The organism is Acrocarpospora macrocephala, assembly GCF_009687865.1.
Taxonomy (GTDB): domain Bacteria; phylum Actinomycetota; class Actinomycetes; order Streptosporangiales; family Streptosporangiaceae; genus Acrocarpospora; species Acrocarpospora macrocephala.
This window is the reverse complement of sequence record NZ_BLAE01000114.1, coordinates 1-23,087: the sequence shown is the minus strand read 5'-3', so window position 1 is coordinate 23,087 and position 23,087 is coordinate 1. Positions and strand designations below refer to the sequence as shown.

Here is a 23,087-nt window from a genome sequence, read left to right as displayed (position 1 = left end):
TCGCAGGTGGCGTGGACGGCGTCGGCTCCGGTGATCGGGTCGTGGCTGAGTTGTTGGACGCCCAGGAGGCGTCGGTTGGCGGAGAAGCCGATCTCCCGCAGGGCGGGCAGATTGGTCAGCTTGCGGCCGATGCCGAAGTCGTAGGTGTTGTTGATGGTGGTCTCGGTCCGTAACGCTCGTCCTTCCTTGTGGTACTGCTTGATCCGGCTGGATTTGTAGTCGATGTGCAGGCTCGGGGTGACCCCGGCCGTGATGATGCGGGTGCGGAAGCGGCCCGGGGTGGGGCGTCTGGCCCGGTGCAGGATCTTCCGGTCGAAGATGAGGCTGACCTGGTCCGGGCGGCCGATGCCGAGGTTGTCGCGGATGACCTGCTCGAAGAAGATCCGGCCGGTGACGGGCCGATCCAGCATCTGGGTCAAGGAGAACTCCGCCTGCAGGACGGAGATCTCATAGCGGTATCCGGCGGCACGGTCGGCTGCGGTGAAGGGGTGCGGTAGCAGTGCCAGCCACTTGCGCAGCACGGCGTCGATCCGGGCCGTGTCCAGCTCGTCACAGATCCGCTGGATCGCGGCCGGGTCGTCGGCCGCGGCGAAGCCGTTGTCCAGCGCGGTGAAGCCGATCTGGGCCTTGGCCGCCTGGCGTTTTGCGTATTCGTGCCCGTTGAGGCACAGCTTGGCGTTGTAGGGGAAGTACCCGGCGAACTTGATGAACAGTGGCCCGAAGTCGGCGTCTACCAGGTAGAAGTACCAGTGGTTGACCATCGCGGTGGTCTTGACGATCCACGGGTAGGACTCGCCGTCGGCGTCGCGGCGCTTTTCGGTACGGAACACCGGTGTCTTCTCCTGCGCGCGGCCGATGAACAGCACGCCTTCCGTGCGGGCGGCCGCTTGGAAGCGGGTCAGGTGCTCGTGCATGACATCGTCTTTGCGTATCCCCTTGGCCAGGTGGGTCATGGGGATGGCGTGCTGGCGGGCAAAGGCGTGGATGGCCTGCTCGAAGCGTTCGCTGACCTGGCCAAGCGGAGCGGTGGAGGCGATGGGCAGACCGAGCTGGTGGTGGATGTAGCCGACCAGCGCTCGCGGATGTTGGAGCAGCGGCTGGTAGACGTTGAGGAACATCCGGTCGATCGACTCGATCTCGAGGGCCACATGCTCGGTCAGGACATCGGCGACGGTTCGGGGTAGCGTCATGACAAGCTCCGGTCGGATGTCGGCCCGAGTCGGCCGGCCACTGCCAGCAGGCGGTCAATAACGGGACACACACAGTGTCACCGTCTCCTCCGGCCGGAGCCCTTTCATCTACCCCAGCCGTCACACATGGCTTGTCGGGCTGGGGCGAAGCCCCGTTAGTCCTCGACTTGAAGGGCGTTGCCTCTTGGGACAGCTTGGCGGTCGGGGCCGTCCTCTCGACCGCCAAGCGGGTCATGACGAACGGCGGCCGCTTCGTTGTGGCGGGAGCTCCCGCTGACTTGCTCGCCCACTTTCGCAGGATTGGGTTAGAGCGGGTGTTCCAGTGTCGCGAGACCGTTGGTCAGGCCGTGGAGGAGCTGCGGTCTGATCGCTGAGTGCTGGTGGGCCGCGCCGGTCTAGCTTTCGGCGCGACTGGAACCGAGTTCGCGTGGAGGTCGGCACGCCGGACTCACCTCTTCGCCTTGGCCTGGACCGGCGTTCTAAGGCCGTCTCCGGGAAGCGGAGGCGGCCTTAGAGACGTGGCGAAAGAACTGGTGCGGTGCCCGCGTCGCCGGTGCGGTCCTGTCGGCGGTTCGCGGGTGGGCTAGAAGCCGGGAGCCCAGAGGGCCCAGCCGGTGCCCGATTGATAGCAGGTGTACCAGGGCCAGACGGTCCCGAGGCCGCGCTGCCCGAACGCCTCGCAGGAGGCGCTGCTGGGGTAGACGCCGACGACGCCGGCATTGGCAGGGGAGGCGGCGATGCCGCCGATTGCGGTCAGGCTGAGGGTGATGACGGCCAGCCGGAGAGTGATTCTTCGCATGAGGCTCCTTTCACCTGCGGATACGCATAAAACTTTAAGGAAAGTTTACTAATAGATGCGCTCCCGATCAAGGCTTGCCAGAGTGCCGAGATTGTGCCTGTCGCATGCGAGATGCGTCGCGGACAGGGATCGGCTGGGGATCGTCCTGTGGACTGTGCTTCGGGGGTTCGCCTGGTCACGCGAGATCGCTGACGCTGTACCGCAGGCTCATCGCGACGACGCGGGATCGCGGCGCGACCACCGCAAGGCCCAGGGGCGCCGATCAGCAGGCCATGAAGAGGCATACAAACGAGCAACAAGCACGACCCTGGCCATCGCGATTGCGGCCCTGCCCAGGAGTCCTCGTGAGCCCCCGCAGATCACCGTCCTATCGGGCTCGTAACGGGCACGACCCAGCAGCCGGATTCTGGCCGTCCCGACCGGCTCCATGTGGACCAAGACGCGCGGCTGGTCCGCCTGGAGAGGGACACTACGGCGGTGAACTGCATCGAAACTGCAACCCGAGGCCGTTTGGGCACGCTCATGATCAACGCACGTGTGATACCAGCCGCGCTCAGGAATTGCCTCTCTGCCATGTGTCGAATTGGAGGGCAGGCGGGTCCATGAGTTCTTTGAGCTGCTTTGCCCTGTTCACGCAGTTGGAGCAGACGTGTTCCTTAACCGATCTGGCGGTGGCTTCCGGTGTCGGCTCACGGAAATTACCTGACAGCGTCATGCCTAGCGGAAGATTGGTTTTGGGGTCCATCATGACCGTCATGACACTCGCGGGGGTGAAGCTGAAGGTGCGCTTGCACATGTAGCATCTGCCGATTGTCGTGATCTGCTCGTCTGCCATAAAGCGTCTGCCCTCCTCAATCGCACCGTACAACTTCCGGCCGGGTAGCGGGCCACCTCATGTGTTGGCGGCTCCTGCCACTTCTCCGCCTGCCTGATCACGTCCTTCCCTGGCCGGCCAGCAGGGCGAGGGGCAGATGTGAGCCCTGATCTTGACGTACTAGCTGCGACGGCGGTCGTTCTCTGCCCGGGTCTCGCCGCGCCCTGGCTGGCCGATCGGCATCTGACCTGCCGGATGGCAAGCACGAGGACGGCCGAGATCACGATCGCATTGGACATGACCGGCACCCAGTCGCCCAGCCGTACGTATGGCGTTTCTTCGCTGGAGAGCGGCACGTCCACCACGAAGGTGTCGTGATAATCGGGCGGGACCCACGCCAACAGCCTGCCTTGCGCGTCGAATGCCGCCGAGGTTCCGTCGAGCTCCACCAGCACCGCCCGTGGTAGTTGCCCGGGCTCAGGGTTCGCGGGCGCGGAGGTACGCGTCCAGGTCGGCGGCGCCCTTGAGCATGGCGCGGCCCCGGGCGGACAGGCGGGCCTGCCAGTCGCGCAGGGTCGACTCCAGCGGGGCGACGCCTCCGGCGGAGCGGACCTGAGCGATCAGCGGGGCGATCTGCTCCAGCAGGTAGCCGCCCCGCCTGAGCTGGTGGGCCAGCCGCACGTCCCGTACGTCGGCCGCGCTGTAGATCCGGTAGCCCGTCTGCGGATCGCGGTGCGGCCGGACCAGCCCGGCGTTCTCCCATTTGCGCAGGGTGGCAGGGCGGATGCCGAGCCTCTTCGCCAGCGGGCCGATGAACATGTCGCCGCGCTCCTGCGGCACGGGCGCCAGATCGCGGAGCGCGGCTTCGACGGCCTGGAGGGTACGGCGGTCGTCGAGGAGTTGGCCGTGGCTGTCGTCGATGAGCCGCAGCGCGTCCTCGGTGGCACCCCGGTTGACCGCCTGCATGATCGACGTGGCCGTCTGGTGACCGTGCCCGGGCACGAGGGCGAGGAACGCGCGCAGGGCTTGCGCGTGCAGCGGCGCATAGGCGCGATAGCCGTGGACGGTGCGTTCGGCGGCGGGCAGGATGCCGGCGTCCTCGTAGTTCCTGATCGCCTGGGTGGACAGGCCGTGCTCGCGCGCCAGGTCCACTGGCCTCATGGATGCATCACCGATTGAAGGTCCGTCGCGATGAGAGCGGGTATTTCCCTGGAAAAGTTTACACCGAGTGTTCAACGATACCGTTGAAGGTATGGATATCAAGGACACGGCCCGGCCGCTCGATGGCGCGGGCGTCTCGGCGTTCCTCCGGTCGCTTCCCGCCAAACCCCTGCTGCTCGGCCTGGGCGAGGCCAGGCACTTCGTGGGGGAGCTGGGCGAGTTGCGCAACGAGATCTTCCGGCATCTGGTCGAGCACGAGGGCTACCGGTCATTCGCCATCGAGAGCGACTGTCTCATGGGCCTGGTGGTGGACGACTACATCACGACGGGCGCGGACACGCTCGATGACGTCATGGAACGCGGCTTCAGCCACGGCTTCGGCGCGTCCCCGGCCAACCGCGAGCTCGTGCGCTGGATGCGGGCGTACAACCAGGAGCATGACGAAAAGCTCCGGTTCTTCGGGTTCGACGGCCCGCTGGAGTATTGGGCGGCGAGCCCGCGCCAGGCGCTCACCGCCCTCTACGCCCTCCTCGACGGCCCGCTCCCGTGCAGCAGGGAAACCCTCGACACGCTGCTGGGCCCGGACGACCAGTGGTCGAACGAGGCCACGGCCATGGATCCGTCCCAGTCGATCGGCCAGTCCGCCGACGCCCAGCGGCTGCGGCTGATCGCCGACGACCTGGTGACGCTGCTCGACACGCAGGCGCCGCGGCTGAGCGCGGAGGACAGGCAGCGGGCGGCACTGTACGGGCGCACCGCCACCGGCCTGCTCCGCTACCACCACTGGATGGCCGACGCGTCCCCGGCACGGTGGACCCGGCTGTCGGCCCTGCGGGACGCGATGATGGCCGCCAACCTGCGTGCCGTCGCCGAGCAAGGCCCCGCCCTGGTCTTCGGCCACAACCTCCACTTTCAGCGGAACAAGAGCTTCATGCCGCTCGGCGACCAGACGCTGGAGTGGTGGAGCGCGGGGGCGATCACCGGGACGCACCTGGGCGACCGGTACGCCTTCCTGGCCTCAGCCCTCGGCACGGCCGGCGACGACACCCCGCCCCCGGACACCATCGAGGGCATCCTGTCCACGCTCCCGTGGGACCACTCCCTCATCGACGCCCGCCGCCTGGCCGAGGCCATCCCGAAGCCCGCCCCGCGCATCTCCCACGATTTCCGCTATTTCCCGCTGGACCCGACCCACCTCGACATGATCGACGGCGTCGTCTTCCTCAAACAGGCTGTCAGGCTAGATTGACAGAACGCGTACGTGTCAGGATCTGCTGACACGCACGCAGATCAATCACACCATCCATGCCCATCCCTCACCGAAGGCGGCGCCCGGGATCGCCAGGCGATTGCTGCTGTGCGGGCTGGTCGCCGGCTCACCGGAAGGCCTCGCTGCGTCCCATGACTTTCGACGAGGTCTTCCCCGTGGACAAGCTGAACGCCCTCCGGCTTGGAAGACTCCTCGTCGCCGAGGTGAAGGCGAGTCGGCCGGAATGTCGAGCATGGGTGGCGATCCACCCGCTACGTATCGACGTCGACAGGGCTGCTCAGCGGGAAGGCTGGACACGTAGCGACGCGCGACGCAGCTTCCGGCTGACGCATCGCGAGTTCCTCACCGAGCATCTCGACGGCTGGGACTACGACGTCGGAAGCAGCGAGATCAAGCGAACCGTCGCCACCGACGAGGCGGATCTACTTGCCCAACTGCGGGCCTGGGGAGTGCCGCCCGAACACCTCACGTACCCCTGGAATACCGACTATCCGGCGTAGCGTGCTGTCAGCTTGGGAATCGCGTTGAGCAGCGTTATCGCGAGGCGAGGGCTGGCCGGGTTGACCGATCGGTCGCATCGGTCGATGACTCCAACCCGTCCGCTAGAACTTCCAATGCTCCCAGCGCATCTCACCGAGTGACGAAAGGACTCGGCCGATGCGCACGCCCTTCCGTGCCACCCTGACCGCGGCCCTGATCGCCGCCCTGATCCTCGCGCTGGACGTGGCGGTGATCAAGGCCGTCCTCTGGCACATCGACGCGGTCAAGCGGAACACGATGTTCTTCGACGGCGACAGCCTCATCCGCGGGATCGTCGACCCCACCCGCGAGCAGTTCCTGGACGAGATGCGCAGGCGGATGCTCGCGGCGTACCCCGCCCTGGCCCTGGCGGCCCTCCTCCTGATCAACCTGCTGTTCGTGGCCCGGCGCCGTCACTCCACCTGGCTGGTGATCCTGCAGTCGGTGCTCGTCGTGTACGTGGCCGTGGTGGCGCTCTACTGGAATCCGTCCTGGTCGGACGCTCACGACACCTCGCTGACCCCTCCCGTGATGAGACTGATCTCCGCGTACGGCATACAACAACCCGGAGGATAAGGAACAAGCTGAAGGGTTGTACCGAAGCAAAAACCACATTGCGCCCACCTTCGGGGATCGGGGGGCGCGTCTACGGCGATCGGGCTTCTCCCGAACCTGGAACAAGGCACGTGACGCCATCGGCCCGCCCATCGGGCACGGAAGATCGACAACGCCACGTGAAGATCACAAAGGCCAGGTGTCCAGTGCGGGATGACCTGGCCTTTGTCGTTGGAGCGGACGACGGGAATCGAACCCGCGTAGCCAGTTTGGAAGACTTCGGGCCACGCTCGCATGACGTGCTGCGATGCAGGTCAGAAGGCCTACGGCAGTGTCCGCGAGTCCCCGCGAATCTGCCTCGTTCTCCGCTTCTTCTGGCACGCCTGTGGCACGCGCGCTTGAGGTCTAACCTCCTGCTCCACGAAGCCGGTTTCGAACCGTCAGCCCGGGAGTAGGTCTTCGGCGCCGGCGCGGACGGCTGCCCAGTCGGTTGCCGGTTCGCGATGTTGGCGTTGAGCTAGCCAGGTCGCTCGATTGACGTGCTCGGCTCGGAGTAAACGCAGGTCGAGATGAACCCCATCCGGTGGCCCCGTCCGCTCCAACGCTCTGATTCTCCGCTCCATGGCGATCATGAGTTCATGGTCGAGTTGCCGAACGGCAGTTAGGAACGATTCCGCCGGGATTACGACCTGGCCCGCCGGGTCGGCAATGAACCTGATGTCGCCATCGTCGTCATGCCGCCAAGTCACTGTCACCGTGTCGAGATCGTCGCTGACGGTACGCCAAGCCCTGATACGGGGCGGTTGTCGGATGTAGCCGAGATCCAACGCGTGTTCGGCGTGCCACTCCGCGGCAACCAACGCCGCATCGCTGTCCTTCGGCTGCCAGGCGTCGGGGTCGCTAGCCACGAAATCCAGGAGATCGATCGGCACCGACTGGAGGACAGTCGGTGTCATCTCGTTGATGTCTTCCCATAGCCGAGCCACGTAGTAGTCGACATATGGGCGCTGCGTCGCAGGATGGTCGGTTCGATATCGCTGAAGCGTCTCCGGTGAGTAGCGCAGCAACTCGTGATTGGCCAGTTCGATCCAATACCAGCCGTTGGTCAGTCCGAACCAGTGCAGTTGACGATCCTCATGGCCCCACGGGGAAACCTGGCCCAGGGGTGTCAACGCGAAGCGGAACCTGATCACTGGGCGTATGGTAGCCGCTCGGTGGACGTGTGTTCGACCTGGCGTTTACCTGGTACTTCTTCCTTGTCAGGCAAACTGAGCACCTGCTTGGCGTGCCCCTGGCCTGGACTCGCGCTACTCAGATCGTCCATCGCTGTCCACGAGTATCCAGGTCACTCAGTTGGTCACCCGCAGTCTGTCCCATGCCTGGGTGCGGTCCCGCGCATCTTTCCCTGCCTCTGATCTTCCCGTCCGCTATCGACCCGGCCCCGGAGGGGCAGTAGGCCGGTGACGGAGGGGCAAGCTCGGCTTTGCGTGTACATGTTCCCGGTGGCCTTCTTCGCGTGCTGGTTGTCCTGCCTGCACGGCCGGGCTTGAGCCGTAGTCGCTGGTCTGCTGGGCTTGCCCGGGTTGATAGCGGACGGGACGATCAGGGATCCTCAGCCATTCACGGGTTTCAGGTTCTTGATCTGCGAGCTTTGATGAAGAGATCCGGCGTAACCCGTGCCGGATCAAGAGGGCCGGTACTCCGGACACTCCGGAACGCGTCGTAATCCCGCTTACTAAGGTCGTCGAGATCCTCGACGTGATTCCCGCTCGCTACCGTGCGCTGGTACTTATGGCGACCTTCACGACCTTGCGGTGGGGTGAACTGGCAGGCCTTCGCCGGACGCATCTCGACCTGCAAGCGGGTTTTGTGCGCGTTGTTGCTGCCCTGGCCGAGTTCGATGGCGGGAAGCTGCTTGATGACACCCCCAAGTCGCGTGCGGGTCGTCGGCTGGTGGCCATACTCCCGAACTCCTCCCGTGGCTTCGCGATCACATTTCGCTGTACTCGGAATCGGGGGAGGACGGATGGGTCTTCGTCGGCCCCAAGGGCGCTCGTCTGCGGCGTTCTAGCTTCCGCCGCACGTGGAACAAGACCCGTTCGGCAGTTGGGCTACCGGAATTCCACTTTCACGATCTTCGTCACGTGGGGAACACCTTGGCAGCTGCCAACGGGGCAAGCCTCAAAGAGCTGATGGCCCGGATGGGTCACTCGTCCACACGGGCGGCGTTGATCTACCTCCACGCTACCCGGGACCGTGATCACGTGATCGCTCAAGCGCTCGGGCATGCATTCACCGATGCTCGCGGACCGGAGGCGCAGAACGGCTGATGTGGCACGTGGATGGCACGGAAGATCCATAAGATGAGGTAGAGATCACAAAGGCCAGGGTTCCCATGCGGGATGACCTGGCCTTTTGTTGTTGGAGCGGACGACGGGAATCGAACCCGCGTAGCCAGTTTGGAAGACTGGGGCTCTACCATTGAGCTACGTCCGCGCGAGCCGGGTGTCAGCCGGTCGTCAAGGCGTAAGCGTACCGGAGATCCGGCACGGGCAGCGCATCGACTGGCGGCTGGTCAGGCCTTCGCTTCGCCGATTTACCGCGTGAGCAGCGGGAGCGCCGGGAAGGTGTGGTCCTGCCACAGCAGCCGTGAGGTCTCTTCCGGGTAGGCGGTGACCGTCGACGGCGTGTCGAAGAGCTGTGCGAGGCGGTGGCCGGTGTCGTACGGAGGCCAGCCAGGGTCGCCGTGAGCGGCGAACGCCGTCCACGCCCCGCGGATCCGCGCGGACAGCTCCTCCGCCGCCGGGGAGGGCGGGTCGCCGATCAGCATGGCGGTCTGTCCGCTGCTCAGGTTGCCGAAGACGAGCGGCACGTCCAGGCCGTGGCAGGCGCCGAGGGCGCCGTCCAATCCCGGGGCAGACCAGGTCAGTTCGTAGAGGTGGGCCTGGCCGCCGCCGGCGATCTGCGCGTCGGCGAGGTGGAGGCTCGGCATGCGGAACAACCAGTCCGCGTTGACCAGTTCGTACAGCTCCTCATCGGCCGCGGCCGGGAATGCCTCCCGGTATCGGCGTGCGCCGTCCGGGCCGGGGGCGAGCATGTGCAGAGCGGTCTCGGTCTGCTCGTGCGTGACCTGGCCGAGCACGCCGTCGATCAGGCTGAACAATCGGTGCTCGTCACGCGTGTGCCCGACGAGAAGCCCGACGTCCCGGGCGGCGCCGTCAGCCAGCGCCTGCCAAGGGATCGTCGGCAGGACGTCACCGTCGACAACCGGTGCGAACGGGATCGGCCGGTGTGCGATCTGCCCCCAGCGCTCCCGCCATTGGACCATCTTGGCGTGGATCGCGTCGCCCACGGCGGGCAGCCGGGCCGGGGCCACCGCCGACAGGCCGGACACTGTGGGCCGTACCCCCAGCTCGGCGGCGAAGGCGGCGGCGATGTCGGCGGCCAGTTCGGGGGAGAAGAAGGTTCCCGGCACGCTCTGCGCGACCGCCCGGCGGAAGAGCCCGGCGGCGCGCGGCATGGCGAGCAGCGCGGCGACCGATCCGCCACCCGCCGACTCCCCGAAGACCGTGACCCGGTCCGGATCGCCGCCGAACACCCGGATGTTGTCCCGCACCCACTGCAAGGCCGCGACCTGGTCGAGCAGTCCCCGGTTGGCCGGGGCTCCGTCGAGCTGCGCGAAACCCTCGATACCGAGACGGTAGTTGAGGGTCACGACTACGACTCCGCTCCCGGCCAGGTGCCCGGCGTCGTATTCCGGGAGGCTGGAGTTGCCCAGGGCGTAAGCGCCGCCGGGGATCCACACCATCACCGGGAGCCCTGACGCCGGATCCGGATCCGGCGTCCAGACGTTGAGCGTCAACCAGTCGTCGCCGGCGGTGTCCTGGGACGTCCCGAGTACGCCGGATTGCGGGGGCGGCGGGCCGTACGCGACCGCCGGGCGCACACCGTCCCAGTTGCGCACCGGCTGCGGCGCGGCGAAACGGAGGGCGCCGACCGGCGGCTCGGCGAACGGGATGCCGCGGAAGACCGCGAGGCCCGCTTCCCGGCCGCCGCGGAGGACGCCGGCCGCCGTACGGACTTCCGGCTCGGACTCGGACGGCTTGCTGGATGCGGTGACGGCCACTTCGCGGTTTCCTCTCTGTTCCTGCTTGGCCGAGCGTCGCAGTGCGCGCCGTGTGCGGGCAAACGATTTAGGGGCAGCCCACATGAGCCTTAAGTTGATCTTGAACGCTTTCGGAAACGATCCCGCAGCCCGGCTCTGGGCGGTCTTGGCGGAACTATCCCTGATCGATGTCCGCGTCGTGAAGCCGGGCGATGCCCGTACGAGTGATAAAGGAGCCCCCGTAGGGGCTCCTGGGGTCGGGGTGGCCGGATTTGAACCGACGATCTTCTGGTCCCAAACCAGACGCCCTACCAAGCTGGGCCACACCCCGTAAAGGACCTCCGAGGCGACTCGGAAGGCTCCTCTGCTGCCCTCGACCATAGAGGGACATGCCGATCCTAGCTGATCGGCCTGCCCCATGCCTCCTCGTTACGTGCACGCTCAGGCGCACGGCTGGGTCTGGCGCAAAGAGATCATGAACGAGAGAGTCGACCCCCAGGGATTCGTCCCCGGAATTCGGGTTGAGCCGGAAGTCGTGCCTCGGCCGGCCGACCGCAGGGTCAGCACCGTGGAGGTGCCGACCGCGAGCTGGATCGCGTCGGACACGCCCGGAACCTGATGCGGGTGATCGACATGCGAGTCGGCGAGGCCGCAGCCCAGGGCCCCGGAGTCGTTGCCACCCCAGGTCCAGACGGTCCCGTCGCCCCGAAGCGCCGCGGTGGTCGGCCCGCCGCCCGCATCGACCTGGACGACGTCCGTCAGCGTGAGGGGTACGGGGGAGCGGCGGTCGACGGTGGTGCCGTCGCCGAGCTGGCCGACCGAGTTGGACCCCCAGGCCCAGACGGTGCGATTCGTGATCGCGAAGCTGGAATGTTCACCGGCTGAGACGGACGAGACGTCGGCCAGGCCGGGAACCTGGGCCGGGGCATACCGGGGCGTAGTACATCCCATGCCCAGCTGACCGCACCGGTTGTGACCCCAGGCCCAGACGGTCGCGTCGGCGCGCACGGCGAGCGCGTGCGCGCCATGGGAGGAAGCGGCGACCCGGGTGACATCCGACAATGAGGGGATCTTTATCGGCGTGGCGCGGTTGGCCGTGGTTCCGTCGCCGAGCTCCGCGTAGCCGTTGTGCCCCCAGGCATGGACGGTGCCGTCCTCGGCCAGGGCAAGGCTGAATCGATGACCAGCGGATACCTGCACAATGCCGGTCAAGCCGGACACCGCATGCGGCACACTGCGCCGGATCGTGGTGCCGTCGCCCAGCTGCCAGTGTTCGTTGTCTCCCCAGGCCCAGACCCTGCCGTCGGATCCCAGCGCGAGAATGTGCTTGGCGCCCAGCGACACCTGGACGATTCCGCTCAGACCGGGAATCTGTTCGGGGATGGTGGCGTAATTGTCCCGGTATCGCCGGTCGCCGAAGCGCCGGTTGCCCCACAGGAAGAGGGCGCCGTCCGCGCGTACCAGAGCGCTGAAATCCGAGCTTGCCGCGATCTGCCGGACGTTGGAGATATCTCGCCAGATCGGAGACCGCCGACTGACCTGGACGGGTGTCTCCAGCTCGGTGGTCGTTCCGTCACCCGCCTGGCCGAGGTGATTGCGGCCCCAGGCGCTGAGGGCGGTGATCCTTGACCGTTCGGCGGAGCTGAGATCCATCAGCTCTGGCCCCCGCGCGGGAGAGGCCCGTTCCATCGCGTGGAACGCGGCCGCGAAACCACGTTGACCGGCCAGAACGCCCTGCGGAAGCACATCTGTGGAGTCCCCTATCGCCGCTCGCGAATCTCCTTTTCCTCTAGGGCGTTCCGTGCCGTTCCATCTTCATTGCAGGAATTGCTGAAAGTTTCTACGACTTGTCGGGAATGAACTGCGCCTTCGCGGCCGCGACCGCGTCCACGAGTTCCTCGTCCGTGGCGAGGCCCGCCGCCTTGACGACGGATTCCCATACCGAGATGGAATGGCTCGAGAACTTCAGCACCTCCGGCGAGTTGGCCGCCACGACGGGATCCATCCCGGATAGATACAGTCCGAGCCCCATGACCGCACCATCCCACCCAGGCCCGACATACAGCGCCCCGGCCACGCTCCCCGCCAGCGCGAGCGGAACCGTGTGGTCGAGTTCGAGCACCGTGGCTTCGCCGTCTTCGGCCAGCCGTACCTCGACCAGGCTGGTCTCATGCCCGTACGTCACCCGGAGCAGCTTTGGCGGGTCACAGTGCAGGATGTCGCCACTGGCCATGCCTTCGACCTGGAACTGCCCGCCTACCCGGAATTCGCCGCTGACCGGCAGGAACCACCGCCGCAGCCGGTCGGGATCGGTGAGCGCGTTCCACACGTTTTCGATGGTCGTGTGGTAGGTCCGCCGTACCAGAATGGAAACGCTCTCTCCATCGGCCCCGGACCGGAGCTCCACCGCGCGGTGAGCGGCCGCGATCTGCTGCACGATGTCGATCATTCGCCGTCCTTTCTCTTCCGCTTCCCCCGGGCGAGCTCCGTGCCCAGCGCGTCCAGCCGCTGGCTCCAGAACCGCCGGAACTGATCCAGCCACGCGTCGACTTCGCGAAGCGCTTCACCCTCGACCGAGTAGAGGCGCCGCGTCCCCTCGGCTCGTACGGACGCGAAACCGCTCTCCCGAAGGACCCGCAGATGCTGGGAGACGCCGGGCTGGGAGATCCCGAACTCGGCCTGGATGACCGTGGTGATGGCGCCGGAGCTCTGCTCGCCCTGGGCCAGGAGCTCCAGGATGCGGCGGCGTACCGGGTCCCCGAGGATATCGAACGCGTGCACAGATTCTTTATATCAATGCAAACTTATATATTCCAAATGAAACATGCATCAGATGTCGGTACGGAACAGTGCCCAGACCGCTTTGCCCCCGGCGTCCAGAACGTCCCAGCCCCACGCCTGGCTGTAGGTCTCCACGATGTACAGGCCGCGCCCGTTTTCGGAGATGAAGTCCGGTTCCTTTGGCGTCGGCACCTCGTTGCTGGGATCGGAGACCGCCAGAAGGACATGAGGCGCAAGCCGTACCAACATCAGAGTTATCGGACAGTCAATCATTCGGTCGACCGGATACAGGGCGTAACGGACAGCGTTCGTTACCAGCTCCGAAACCACCAAAGTCGCGTCGTCGCTCAGTTCCGAAAGTCCCCAGTCGCTGAGCGTCGATCGGGTCACATCTCGGGCGGTCTTCACCGAATCGGCCTGCGGCCGGAGCGGGCACGTGGTGGCATGCGACTCAGGGGCGCCTCGCATCAGCTGCTCAAAGCCAACATCGCGGGCGGATATGGGCTTCTCCAACATCCTGCCCGCACCTCCCGCTCCGCCAGTTTTGCGAACTAGTGCACCATTGGCCCAATATGCACTAAGCCATCATGGGTCAACCCGGTATGCCCATGCAAGACCCAAATGCACGTGCAACTGCCATGTGCAGTTGCCTCGATCGTTGCTTCAATGTGAAATGGACACGAGGTTCAGACCTTGTCTTCGTGCCCGGAAGTGGTGACACTGTGTGGGCTGGGGGGGTGTGGATTCGTCCTCTCCAGCGCTCGAACCAAGTTGAGAGGGAGGCGCCGTGACACAGACCCAGCCGGGACAAGGCCCCACGGCCCTCCGCATCCTCCTGGGAACCCAGCTTCGCAAACTCCGCGAGACCAAGGGAATCTCTCGCCACGACGCCGGCCATCTGATCCGGGGCTCCGAATCCAAGATCAGCCGGATGGAGCTCGGCCGGGTCAGCTTCCGCGAGCGCGATGTCGCCGACCTGCTGACGCTCTACGGCGTGGCCGAGGACGACGCGCGCGGCGCCATCCTGGACCTGGTGGAGCGGGCCAACGAGCCCGGCTGGTGGCACCGCTTCAACGACCTGCTGCCCTCGTGGTTCCAGGCGTATGTCGGGCTTGAGGAGGCGGCGGAACGTATCCGCACCTACGAGGTGCAGTTCGTGCCGGGTCTGCTGCAGACCAAGGAATACGCGCGTGCCGTGATCACCGCGGGCGCGGTCGGCGCGGCGCCCGAGGAGATCGCCCGCCGGGTCGACCTGCGGCTGGAGCGCCAGCGAGTGCTGGAAGGCCCGCGCAAGCCGACCTTCTGGGCGGTCATCGACGAGGCCGCGCTGCGCCGCCCGATCGGCGGCACCGAGGTGATGCGCGGCCAGCTGCAGCACCTGATCGAGTTGATGAGCCAGTCGAATGTCACGATCCAAATCATGCCGTTCAACTTCGGCGGCCACGCGGCGGAGGGCGGCGCGTTCAGCATCCTGCGCTTCCCTGACGCGGAACTGCCCGACATCATCTACGTCGAACAGCTCGGCAGCGCCCTCTACCTCGACAAACGCGAAGAGGTCGATCGCTACAGCGAGGTCATGGAACGCCTCTGCGCGGTCAGCACCACACCGGCGGAGACGATCGAGATTCTCAGAAAGATCTCACACGAGCTTTGAGTCGTCGCTTGCTGGTGCCGCTCTGCCCTAGACTGCAGTGTGGCGCTGGACACCCGCCACAGTGGAGCATGCCCATTCGCCTTATGCGTGGGCGCGGCACGCGTGACGTGCCTCAGTGACTGTGCATCACAGTGACTGTGCATTGAGTGCCCGCGATCACCAGATGCTTGATCAAGGAGACCACCCCGTGAAGACCGCTGTCGAGGAGCTCAGCCCGACCCGGGTGAAGCTCACCGTCGAGGTGCCGTTCGAAGAGCTGGAGCCGAGCCTGCAGGCGGCCTACAAGAAGGTCGCGCAGCAGGTGCGCGTCCCCGGATTCCGCCCTGGCAAGGTTCCGGCCCGGATCATCGAGCAGCGCTTCGGCCGCGCGGTGGTTCTTGAGGAGACCCTGAACGACGCGCTCCCCAAACTTTACGGCCAGGCCGTCGACGAGATCGACCTCTTTCCGGTGAGCACGCCGGACATCGAGGTCACCCGGATCGATGACGGCGCCCAGGTCGAGTTCACCGCCGAGGTGGACATCCGCCCCGCCTTCGACGTGCCGGACTACACCGGAGCCGAGATCGTGGTGGATCCGGCCGAGGTGTCGGATGCCGACATCGACGCCCAGCTGGAGGGCCTGCGCCAGCGTTTCGCCACGCTCACCGGCGTGGACCGCCCCGCCGGTCGCGGCGACTACGTCGTGATGGACCTGCGCGCCGAGATCGACGGCAAGAACCTGGAAGAGCAGCAGGCCGCCGACGTGTCCTACGAGGTGGGCGCCGGTTCGGTGCTGCAGGGCCTGGACGACGCGCTCGAGGGCCTCGGCGCCGGCGAGGAGAAGACCTTCTCGACCACCCTGGTCGGCGGTGAGAACGCCGGCGAGGAGGCCGACGTGATCATCAACGTCAAGTCGGTCAAGGAGAAGGTGCTGCCCGAGCTGGACGACGAGTTCGCCCAGCTGGCCAGCGAGTTCGACACGCTGGAGGAGCTGCGCGGCAGCATCCGCGAGCAGTCCCGCCGCAACAAGCTGATCGACCAGGTCGTGCAGGCCCGCGAGAAGGCGGTGGAGGCGCTGCTGGACAGCATCGACATCCCGCTGCCGGAGAGCGCGCTCAAGGCCGAGCTGGACGCCCGCAAGCACAACCTGGAGCACCAGATCCAGGAGAGCGGCCTCAGCAAGGAGGCCTACTTCCGCCTCTACCAGACGACCGAGGAGGAGCGTTTCGCCGAGTTCGCGGCGAACTCCGCGCTCGCCCTCAAGTCGGGCTTCGTGCTCGACAAGATCGTCAAGGCTGAGGACATCGGCGTCAGCGAGCAGGAGCTGACCAACTTCGTGGTCCGCCGCGCCCAGCAGCTCGGCGTCGCCCCGAACACGCTGGCCCAGCACCTGGCCGACAACGACCAGCTGACCCTGGCCATGATGGAGATCGTGCGGGAGAAGGCCAAGACGGTCGTCGGCGACGCCGCCAAGGTGACCGACACCGAGGGCAACGAGGTGGACCTCAAGGCCATCTACGCCGAACTCAACCCCGAGCAGGACGGCGCTCCCGAAACGGTCCCCGCCCCTTAACAACGATTCCGCTGCGGCCCCTGGCATTCGCCGGGGGCCGTTTTGCGTGTGTGGGTACGGCTTTCGCGTCGGAAACCGTACAAACCCGGCGGTCACTTACATGCGCCGTCAGCGAACAGCCTCGCGTGCGGGCATGAGCTGTCTGCGGCGCGCGTTAAGGTCACAATCAAAGCCCATCGATAACGACGCATCGGAAGGTGACGCTGTGACCAGCCCGCCGACCTTCTTCCAGCCCACCAGCTTCGGGCCCGAGTCTCAGGCGCAGCCCAACGGCTCGTTCCGGCTTGAGGACCAGCTCTACCAGCGGCTCCTGCGCGAGCGCATCGTCGTGCTCGGCACCCAGGTCAATGACGAGGTCGCCAACCGCCTCTGCGCGGAGCTCCTGCTGCTCGCGGCGGACGACGCGGACCGCGACATCTGGCTCTACATCAACTCCCCCGGCGGTTCCATCACAGCCGGCATGGCGATTTACGACATGATGGAGTACGTGCCGAACAACGTGTGCACGGTGGCGATGGGCCTGGCCGCCTCGATGGGCCAGTTCCTGCTCTGCGCCGGCGCCCGCGGCAAACGATATGCGCTGCCCAACGCCCGCATCATGATGCACCAGCCCTCGGGCGGCATCGGCGGCACGGCGGCCGACATCGCCATCCAGGCCGAGCAGATGCTCTACGTCAAGAAGACGCTGGCCGAGCAGATCGCCTTCCACACCGGGCAGCCGGTCGACCAGATCGAGCGCGACTCCGACCGGGACCGCTGGTTCACGGCCGAGGAGGCCAAGGACTACGGCTTCATCGACCACGTCGTTCGCAGCGCACGGCAGGTGCCCTCCGAGGGCGCCGTCTCATGACTGGAGCTTCCAAAGTGAGTGAGCTGATCCGGCCGGGAGACATCAACGGCCGTTACATCATCCCGTCGTTCGTGGAACGCACGACATACGGGGTGAAGGAGATGAATCCCTACAACAAGCTGTTCGAGGATCGCATCATCTTCCTCGGCGTGCAGATCGACGATGCCTCGGCCAACGACGTGATGGCCCAGCTGCTGACGCTGGAGTCGCTCGACCCCGATCGGGACATCAGCATCTACATCAACTCGCCCGGCGGGTCGTTCACCGCCATGACGGCGATCTACGACACCATGCAGTTCGTCCGGCCCGAGATCCAGACCGTCTGCCTCGGCCAGGCGGCCTCGGCCGCGGCCGTGCTGCTGGCCGGCGGCACCGCGGGCAAGCGGTTCGCGCTGCCGAACGCCCGGGTTCTGATCCACCAGCCCTCCACCGAGGGCGGCGGTCAGGGGTCGGATATCGAGATCCAGGCGCGCGAGATCCTCCGCATGCGGTCACTTCTCGAAGAAATCGTGGCAAAGCACACGGGTAAATCTTCGGACGAGATCCGCCGCGACATCGAGCGCGACAAGATCCTCAGCGCGGACGAGGCGAAGGCATACGGCCTGGTGGACGACATCATCCCGTCCCGCAAGCGTCGCGCCGCGGCCGTGGCTTCCTAGCGGCCGAGTCCGCGATCCGATGGATCGGATGGACTAGTCTGACCGCACCGGAACGGTGCCCAATTGGGCACGTTCCGGTGCGACTCGCCGCTAGGGGGCTCACTGAGGGCCCGGAAGACGGTAACGTCGAAACCTGAGCGGGATGACGTTTTCGCACCGGAGTGACTGGCGCGGAATAAACGGACCGCGGCAGCAGGGCGGTCCCACGCAAAGGAGTATCTGGGGTGGCACGCATCGGCGACGGGGGAGACCTGCTCAAGTGCTCGTTCTGTGGCAAGAGCCAGAAGCAGGTCAAGAAGCTCATCGCCGGACCTGGCGTCTACATCTGCGATGAGTGCATCGACCTCTGCAACGAGATCATCGAGGAGGAGCTCTCCGAGTCCTCCGAACTGAAGTGGGACAATCTCCCCAAACCACGGGAGATCTACGAGTTCCTCGACGCCTACGTCATCGGTCAGGACAAGGCGAAGAAGGCCCTCTCGGTGGCGGTCTACAACCACTACAAGCGGGTGCAGTCCGGCGAGCGCGGGCGGGACGACGGCCTGGAGCTGTCGAAGTCCAACATCCTGCTGCTCGGCCCCACCGGCTCGGGCAAGACCCTGCTGGCCCAGACGCTGGCGAAGATGCTCAACGTGCCGTTCGCCATCGCCGATGCCACCGCGCTCACCGAAGCCGGATACGTCGGCGAAGACGTGGAGAACATCCTGCTGAAGCTGATCCAGGCCGCCGACTACGACGTCAAGAAGGCCGAGACCGGCATCATCTACATCGACGAGGTCGACAAGATCGCCCGCAAGAGCGAGAACCCGTCGATCACTCGCGACGTCTCCGGTGAGGGCGTGCAGCAGGCCCTGCTGAAGATACTGGAGGGGACCACCGCGAGCGTGCCCCCGCAGGGCGGCCGCAAGCACCCGCACCAGGAGTTCATCCAGATCGACACCACCAACGTGCTGTTCATCTGCGGTGGCGCCTTCGCCGGCCTGGAAAAGATCATCGAGTCCCGGGTGGGCCGGAAGGGGATCGGCTTCAACGCCATCATCCACTCCAAGGAGGAAGTCGACTCCTCCGACATCTTCGGCGACGTCATGCCCGAGGACCTGCTCAAGTTCGGCATGATCCCCGAGTTCGTGGGCCGCCTTCCCGTGATCACGAGCGTGCACAACCTCGACCGGGAAGCGCTCATCCAGATCCTGACCGAGCCGCGCAACGCGCTGGTGAAGCAGTATCGGCGGCTGTTCGAGCTGGACAACGTCGAGCTGGAGTTCACCGACGACGCCCTGGAGGCCATCGCCGACCAGGCGATCCTGCGCGGCACCGGCGCCCGCGGCCTGCGCGCGATCCTGGAGGAGGTGCTCCTCTCGGTGATGTACGAGGTGCCCTCCCGGCAGGACGTGGCCCGCGTGGTGATCACCAGGGAAGCCGTCCTCGAGCATGTGAACCCCACTCTCATCCCGCGCGACCAGCTGAAGCAGCAGCGCACCCCTCGGGAGAAGTCGGCCTGATCCGCCTTTGTTGGGTATGGCCGTCGTTATTCGCGACGGCTGTACCCGTGGGTGCTCTTAGAATTAGGCAGCGTGACAACGCCTGAGCTTCCAACCCAGTACGCACCTGCCGACGTCGAGACCCCCAGCTACGAGCGGTGGGTAGCGGCCGGATATTTCGGCGCGGATCCTGGCAGCGGGCGTGAGCCGTACAGCATCGTGCTGCCCCCGCCGAACGTGACCGGGTCGCTGCATGTCGGGCACGCCCTCGATCATTCGGTTCAGGACGCGCTGTCGCGCCGTGCCCGGATGCGCGGCTTCGAGACCCTCTGGCTGCCGGGTATGGACCATGCCGGCATCGCCACCCAGAACGTGGTGGAACGCGAGCTCGCCAAGGAGGGCCTGTCCCGGCACGACCTCGGCCGGGAGGCGTTCGTCGAGCGCGTCTGGCAGTGGAAGGAGGAGTCCGGCGGGCGCATCCTCGGCCAGATGACCAAGCTCGGCGACGGCGTCGACTGGTCCCGCGAACGGTTCACCATGGACGAGCGCCTCTCCTGTGCCGTCCAGACGATCTTCAAGCGGCTCTTCGACGACGGGCTCATCTACCGCGCCAACCGCATCATCAACTGGTGCCCGCGCTGCCTGACCGCCCTGTCCGACATCGAGGTTGAGCACAGCGACGACGACGGCGAGCTCGTCTCCATCCGCTACGGGGAGGGCGACACCGAGATCGTCGTCGCCACCACCCGGGCCGAGACGATGCTGGGCGACACCGCGGTCGCGGTCCACCCGTCGGACGAGCGTTACGCGCATCTGGTCGGGCGCGAGGTCGAGCTGCCGCTGACCGGGCGGATGATCCCGGTCGTCGCCGACGACCACGTGGACCCCGCGTTCGGGACCGGCGCGGTCAAGGTCACCCCCGCGCACGACCCGAACGACTTCGAGATCAGCCGCCGCCACGACCTGCCGGCCCTGGCGGTCATGGACGAGCGCGGCGTGATCACCACGCCCGGCCCGTTCCAGGGCCTCGACCGGTTCGAGGCGCGCCCCGCCGTGGTCGCCGCCCTGCGCGCCGAAGGCCGCATCGTCGCCGAGAAGCGGCCGTATGTGCACGCGGTCGGCCACTGCTCGCGCTGCAAGACCGTCGTCGAGCCGCGCCTGTCGCTGCAGTGGTTCGTCAACGTCGCCCCGCTCGCCAAGGCCGCCGGCGACGCGGTCCGTGACGGCCGTACTCGCATCCACCCGCCGGAGCTGGCCAAACGCTACTTCGACTGGGTGGACGACATGCACGACTGGTGCATCTCCCGCCAGCTCTGGTGGGGCCACCGCATCCCGGTTTGGTATGGCCCGAACGACGAGGTCGTCTGCGTCGGCCCCGACGAGACGCCCCCTGATGGCTTTGTCCAGGATCCGGATGTCCTGGACACCTGGTTCTCCTCCGGCCTCTGGCCGTTCTCGACCCTGGGCTGGCCCGAGGAGACCGCGGACCTCAAGCGTTTCTATCCGACGTCGGTCCTGGTCACCGGCTACGACATCCTGTTCTTCTGGGTCGCCAGAATGATGATGTTCGGGCTGTACGCGATGGACGGCCAGCCGCCCTTCCGCACCGTGGCCCTGCATGGCATGGTCCGCGACCAGTTCGGCAAGAAGATGTCGAAGTCGTTCGGCAACGTGGTCGACCCGCTGGACTGGATCGAGCGCTTCGGCGCCGACGCGACCCGCTTCACCCTGCTCCGCGGCGCCAACCCCGGCTCCGACGTCGCGATCAGCGAGGACTGGGCGGCCGGTTCCCGGAACTTCTGCAACAAGATCTGGAACGCCACCCGCTTCGCTCTCATGAACGGCGCCGTCTCCACCGGCCTGCCCGACGAGCGCACGCCCGCCGACCGCTGGATCCTGTCCCGCCTCCAGTCCGTCATCGAGCTGGTCGACACGGCCTTCGAGGACTTCGAGTTCGCCAAGATCTCCGACGCGCTCTACCACTTCGCGTGGGACGAGGTCTGCGACTGGTATCTGGAGCTGGCCAAGATCCAGATCGCCGCCGGCGGCCCGGTCGCCGACAACACCAAGCGTGTTCTCGGCCACGTGCTCGACGCCCTGCTCCGCCTGCTGCACCCGCTGGTCCCCTTCGTCACCGAGGAGCTCTGGCGGGCGCTCACCGGCAAGGAGTCCTTGGTCATCGCTCCCTGGCCCGCAGGTGACACTTCCCTGTCCGACAGGGCGGCCGAGGCCGAGATCGACTCCCTCCAGGACCTCGTCACCGAAGTCCGCCGGTTCCGCTCCGACCAAGGCCTCAAGCCCGGCCAGCGCGTCGCCGCCCACCTGTCCCTCTCCGGTACGGCTCTGGCGGCCCACGAGACCGCCATCCGCGCCCTGCTGCGCCTGGACGCCGCGACCGACTCGTTCACGGCGACCGCGAAGCTGGCGGTCGGCGGTGTCACCGTGGAGATCGACACAGCCGGGGCGATCGACGTGGCGGCTGAGCGCAAACGCCTCGAAAAAGACCTCGCCGTGGCGCGCAAGGAGCAGGCTCAGGTGACCGGCAAGCTCGGCAACGCGCAGTTCATGGCAAAGGCCCCCGAGGATGTGGTGAGCAAGGTCCGGGCCCGCGCCGCCCAGGCCGAGGAGGACATCGCCCGCCTGGAAGCCCAGCTCGCGGCCCTGCCTGCCTGACGCGACCTGGCCAGACAGGCCCGGAGGGATCCCCTCCGGGCCTGCCGATCGTTGGGGAAGGCTGGACTCTGGGCGTCGATGTTTAGGGGATCGTGGCCAGGGAATGGATCTCTGGTTACCGAAGTTTGCTCGCAGCATCCCTGTAGGGGTGCTAATGTTCTTGTACGCGGTCGGTACGGCGCGCTGGGAACCCCAACAGGATCCCGGCGGCGGACTCTCCGCCCCCCTCCTCCCTCAGCCGGGATTCCGGACGCTTCGCCACGATCGGCGTCGCTTCGGGTTCGGCAGAGTAGAGGGGTGCTCTGGGAACAGAGCGACCGAAAGATTCGCAAGTTAGCTGAGATGGCGCCAAATTTAATGATTTGACGTAGATCGGATAGCTTGCAAAGATAGAGACACCCCCGGATCTGCAAGACTTCGGTCTTGCTGGTGCAGGTGTACGTGTGCGTTTCTTGAGAACTCAACAGTGTGCTAAAAGCCAGTGCATGATGCACAACCCCGTCATATTTGACGGATTCCTTTGGTTGACATTCATGTCGAATGTTGGCTGGGAGAACATCTTCGAAAAGCATTTTTTGGAGAGTTTGATCCTGGCTCAGGACGAACGCTGGCGGCGTGCTTAACACATGCAAGTCGAGCGGAAAGGCCCTTCGGGGTACTCGAGCGGCGAACGGGTGAGTAACACGTGAGTAACCTGCCCCTGACTCTGGGATAAGCCTGGGAAACCGGGTCTAATACCGGATATGACCATCTCCGGCATCGGATGGTGGTGGAAAGTTTTTTCGGTTGGGGATGGGCTCGCGGCCTATCAGCTTGTTGGTGGGGTAGTGGCCTACCAAGGCGACGACGGGTAGCCGGCCTGAGAGGGCGACCGGCCACACTGGGACTGAGACACGGCCCAGACTCCTACGGGAGGCAGCAGTGGGGAATATTGCGCAATGGGCGGAAGCCTGACGCAGCGACGCCGCGTGGGGGATGACGGCCTTCGGGTTGTAAACCTCTTTCAGCAGGGACGAAGTTGACG

Annotated in this window: 21 protein-coding genes, 3 tRNA genes, 1 rRNA gene and 1 pseudogene; 13 read left to right on the top strand and 13 right to left on the bottom strand. The window is 66.1% G+C overall.

What is annotated here, in order from left to right; all coding sequences use genetic code 11:
• Window positions 1-1,190: hypothetical protein (locus tag Amac_RS51655; protein ID WP_155361769.1), on the bottom strand; the 1,190-nt coding region annotated here is incomplete at its 3' end.
• A 74-nt stretch (window positions 1,191-1,264) separates the two neighbouring features.
• On the opposite strand from Amac_RS51655, the gene Amac_RS58335 reads away from it, so the two are divergent.
• On the top strand, window positions 1,265-1,564 hold the full coding sequence (locus Amac_RS58335) for an STAS domain-containing protein (RefSeq protein WP_155361768.1): 300 nt from the start codon (window positions 1,265-1,267) through the stop codon (window positions 1,562-1,564).
• Window positions 1,565-1,773: 209 nt separating this feature from the next.
• On the opposite strand, the gene Amac_RS51645 is transcribed toward Amac_RS58335, so the two are convergent.
• Window positions 1,774-1,989, bottom strand: a complete 216-nt coding sequence (locus tag Amac_RS51645; RefSeq protein ID WP_155361767.1) for a hypothetical protein — start codon at window positions 1,987-1,989, stop codon at window positions 1,774-1,776.
• A 553-nt stretch (window positions 1,990-2,542) separates the two neighbouring features.
• Entirely contained in the window at window positions 2,543-2,824 is a 282-nt protein-coding gene (locus tag Amac_RS51640) for a hypothetical protein (RefSeq protein WP_155361766.1), read from the bottom strand.
• A gap of 138 nt (window positions 2,825-2,962) precedes the next feature.
• On the opposite strand from Amac_RS51640, the gene Amac_RS51635 reads away from it, so the two are divergent.
• Window positions 2,963-3,181 (top strand): hypothetical protein, encoded by a 219-nt coding sequence (locus Amac_RS51635; protein WP_155361765.1) that lies wholly within the window; start codon window positions 2,963-2,965, stop codon window positions 3,179-3,181.
• A gap of 99 nt (window positions 3,182-3,280) precedes the next feature.
• Here the strand turns inward: Amac_RS51635 and Amac_RS51630 are convergent, their stop codons facing one another.
• On the bottom strand, window positions 3,281-3,964 hold the full coding sequence (locus Amac_RS51630; protein ID WP_155361764.1) for a TioE family transcriptional regulator: 684 nt from the start codon (window positions 3,962-3,964) through the stop codon (window positions 3,281-3,283).
• Between the two features lie 91 nt (window positions 3,965-4,055).
• Here Amac_RS51630 and Amac_RS51625 point away from each other — a divergent pair, with 91 nt between their 5' ends.
• The 3 genes from Amac_RS51625 to Amac_RS51615 all read left to right on the top strand — a co-directional run bounded on the left by Amac_RS51625 (window position 4,056) and on the right by Amac_RS51615 (window position 6,329).
• Window positions 4,056-5,213 carry an erythromycin esterase family protein gene (locus tag Amac_RS51625; protein WP_155361763.1) on the top strand — a complete coding sequence of 386 codons (1,158 nt, stop codon included), beginning with the start codon at window positions 4,056-4,058 and terminating at the stop codon, window positions 5,211-5,213.
• Between the two features lie 152 nt (window positions 5,214-5,365).
• Complete coding sequence (locus Amac_RS51620) at window positions 5,366-5,734, top strand: hypothetical protein (RefSeq protein ID WP_218041780.1); 369 nt, start codon at window positions 5,366-5,368, stop codon at window positions 5,732-5,734.
• Between the two features lie 157 nt (window positions 5,735-5,891).
• Complete coding sequence (locus tag Amac_RS51615) at window positions 5,892-6,329, top strand: hypothetical protein (protein ID WP_155361762.1); 438 nt, start codon at window positions 5,892-5,894, stop codon at window positions 6,327-6,329.
• Between the two features lie 211 nt (window positions 6,330-6,540).
• Here Amac_RS51615 and Amac_RS51610 read toward each other — a convergent pair.
• Together Amac_RS51610 and Amac_RS51605 are read right to left on the bottom strand one after the other, a co-directional pair.
• Window positions 6,541-6,647: transfer RNA gene (locus tag Amac_RS51610), tRNA-Gly, on the bottom strand.
• A 101-nt stretch (window positions 6,648-6,748) separates the two neighbouring features.
• On the bottom strand, window positions 6,749-7,501 hold the full coding sequence (locus Amac_RS51605; RefSeq protein WP_155361761.1) for a DUF5984 family protein: 753 nt from the start codon (window positions 7,499-7,501) through the stop codon (window positions 6,749-6,751).
• A 789-nt stretch (window positions 7,502-8,290) separates the two neighbouring features.
• On the opposite strand from Amac_RS51605, the pseudogene Amac_RS58330 reads away from it, so the two are divergent.
• Window positions 8,291-8,638 (top strand): annotated as a pseudogene (locus Amac_RS58330) (tyrosine-type recombinase/integrase); the annotation flags it as partial.
• Window positions 8,639-8,730: 92 nt separating this feature from the next.
• Here the strand turns inward: Amac_RS58330 and Amac_RS51595 are convergent.
• The 7 genes from Amac_RS51595 to Amac_RS51565 form a co-directional block, all read right to left on the bottom strand.
• Window positions 8,731-8,804: transfer RNA gene (locus Amac_RS51595), tRNA-Gly, on the bottom strand.
• A 100-nt stretch (window positions 8,805-8,904) separates the two neighbouring features.
• On the bottom strand, window positions 8,905-10,434 hold the full coding sequence (locus Amac_RS51590) for a carboxylesterase/lipase family protein (RefSeq protein ID WP_218041779.1): 1,530 nt from the start codon (window positions 10,432-10,434) through the stop codon (window positions 8,905-8,907).
• Between the two features lie 236 nt (window positions 10,435-10,670).
• A tRNA-Pro gene (locus Amac_RS51585) sits at window positions 10,671-10,744 on the bottom strand.
• A 110-nt stretch (window positions 10,745-10,854) separates the two neighbouring features.
• Complete coding sequence (locus Amac_RS51580; protein WP_170323078.1) at window positions 10,855-12,066, bottom strand: RCC1-like domain-containing protein; 1,212 nt, start codon at window positions 12,064-12,066, stop codon at window positions 10,855-10,857.
• Between the two features lie 187 nt (window positions 12,067-12,253).
• A complete protein-coding gene (locus Amac_RS51575; protein ID WP_155361758.1) occupies window positions 12,254-12,862 on the bottom strand; it encodes an SRPBCC family protein in 609 nt (202 codons plus the stop codon).
• Complete coding sequence (locus Amac_RS51570; RefSeq protein ID WP_155361757.1) at window positions 12,859-13,194, bottom strand: ArsR/SmtB family transcription factor; 336 nt, start codon at window positions 13,192-13,194, stop codon at window positions 12,859-12,861. Before Amac_RS51570 ends, Amac_RS51575 begins: the two co-directional genes overlap by 4 nt.
• A gap of 48 nt (window positions 13,195-13,242) precedes the next feature.
• A complete protein-coding gene (locus Amac_RS51565) occupies window positions 13,243-13,710 on the bottom strand; it encodes an ATP-binding protein (protein ID WP_155361756.1) in 468 nt (155 codons plus the stop codon).
• 271 nt (window positions 13,711-13,981) lie between these two features.
• Here Amac_RS51565 and Amac_RS51560 point away from each other — a divergent pair, with 271 nt between their 5' ends.
• The 7 genes from Amac_RS51560 to Amac_RS51530 all read left to right on the top strand — a co-directional run.
• Complete coding sequence (locus Amac_RS51560) at window positions 13,982-14,848, top strand: Sco1979 family transcriptional regulator (RefSeq protein ID WP_155361755.1); 867 nt, start codon at window positions 13,982-13,984, stop codon at window positions 14,846-14,848.
• A gap of 187 nt (window positions 14,849-15,035) precedes the next feature.
• Window positions 15,036-16,400, top strand: a complete 1,365-nt coding sequence (tig, locus tag Amac_RS51555) for a trigger factor (protein ID WP_155361754.1) — start codon at window positions 15,036-15,038, stop codon at window positions 16,398-16,400.
• Between the two features lie 205 nt (window positions 16,401-16,605).
• Window positions 16,606-17,250, top strand: a complete 645-nt coding sequence (locus Amac_RS51550; RefSeq protein ID WP_155351444.1) for a ClpP family protease — start codon at window positions 16,606-16,608, stop codon at window positions 17,248-17,250.
• A complete protein-coding gene (locus tag Amac_RS51545) occupies window positions 17,247-17,909 on the top strand; it encodes an ATP-dependent Clp protease proteolytic subunit (RefSeq protein ID WP_155351445.1) in 663 nt (220 codons plus the stop codon). Before Amac_RS51550 ends, Amac_RS51545 begins: the two co-directional genes overlap by 4 nt.
• A 224-nt stretch (window positions 17,910-18,133) precedes the next feature.
• On the top strand, window positions 18,134-19,411 hold the full coding sequence (clpX, locus tag Amac_RS51540) for an ATP-dependent Clp protease ATP-binding subunit ClpX (RefSeq protein WP_155351446.1): 1,278 nt from the start codon (window positions 18,134-18,136) through the stop codon (window positions 19,409-19,411).
• 72 nt (window positions 19,412-19,483) lie between these two features.
• Window positions 19,484-22,063, top strand: coding sequence for a valine--tRNA ligase (locus Amac_RS51535; RefSeq protein WP_246269243.1), 2,580 nt, complete (start codon window positions 19,484-19,486; stop codon window positions 22,061-22,063).
• A 572-nt stretch (window positions 22,064-22,635) separates the two neighbouring features.
• Window positions 22,636-23,087: ribosomal RNA gene (locus tag Amac_RS51530) — 16S ribosomal RNA — on the top strand; the annotation flags it as partial.

Excerpts from the sequence above, each read along its gene's own strand:
- Amac_RS51575 (WP_155361758.1), bottom strand. The coding sequence starts at position 12,862 with ATGATCGACATCGTGCAGCAGATCGCGGCCGCTCACCGCGCGGTGGAG.
- Amac_RS51545 (WP_155351445.1), top strand. The coding sequence starts at position 17,247 with ATGACTGGAGCTTCCAAAGTGAGTGAGCTGATCCGGCCGGGAGACATC.
- Amac_RS51580 (WP_170323078.1), bottom strand. The coding sequence starts at position 12,066 with ATGGATCTCAGCTCCGCCGAACGGTCAAGGATCACCGCCCTCAGCGCC.
- Amac_RS51615 (WP_155361762.1), top strand. The coding sequence starts at position 5,892 with ATGCGCACGCCCTTCCGTGCCACCCTGACCGCGGCCCTGATCGCCGCC.
- Amac_RS51630 (WP_155361764.1), bottom strand. The coding sequence starts at position 3,964 with ATGAGGCCAGTGGACCTGGCGCGCGAGCACGGCCTGTCCACCCAGGCG.
- Amac_RS51620 (WP_218041780.1), top strand. The coding sequence starts at position 5,366 with ATGACTTTCGACGAGGTCTTCCCCGTGGACAAGCTGAACGCCCTCCGG.
- Amac_RS51565 (WP_155361756.1), bottom strand. The coding sequence starts at position 13,710 with ATGTTGGAGAAGCCCATATCCGCCCGCGATGTTGGCTTTGAGCAGCTG.
- Amac_RS51645 (WP_155361767.1), bottom strand. The coding sequence starts at position 1,989 with ATGCGAAGAATCACTCTCCGGCTGGCCGTCATCACCCTCAGCCTGACC.
- Amac_RS51625 (WP_155361763.1), top strand. The coding sequence starts at position 4,056 with ATGGATATCAAGGACACGGCCCGGCCGCTCGATGGCGCGGGCGTCTCG.
- Amac_RS51640 (WP_155361766.1), bottom strand. The coding sequence starts at position 2,824 with ATGGCAGACGAGCAGATCACGACAATCGGCAGATGCTACATGTGCAAG.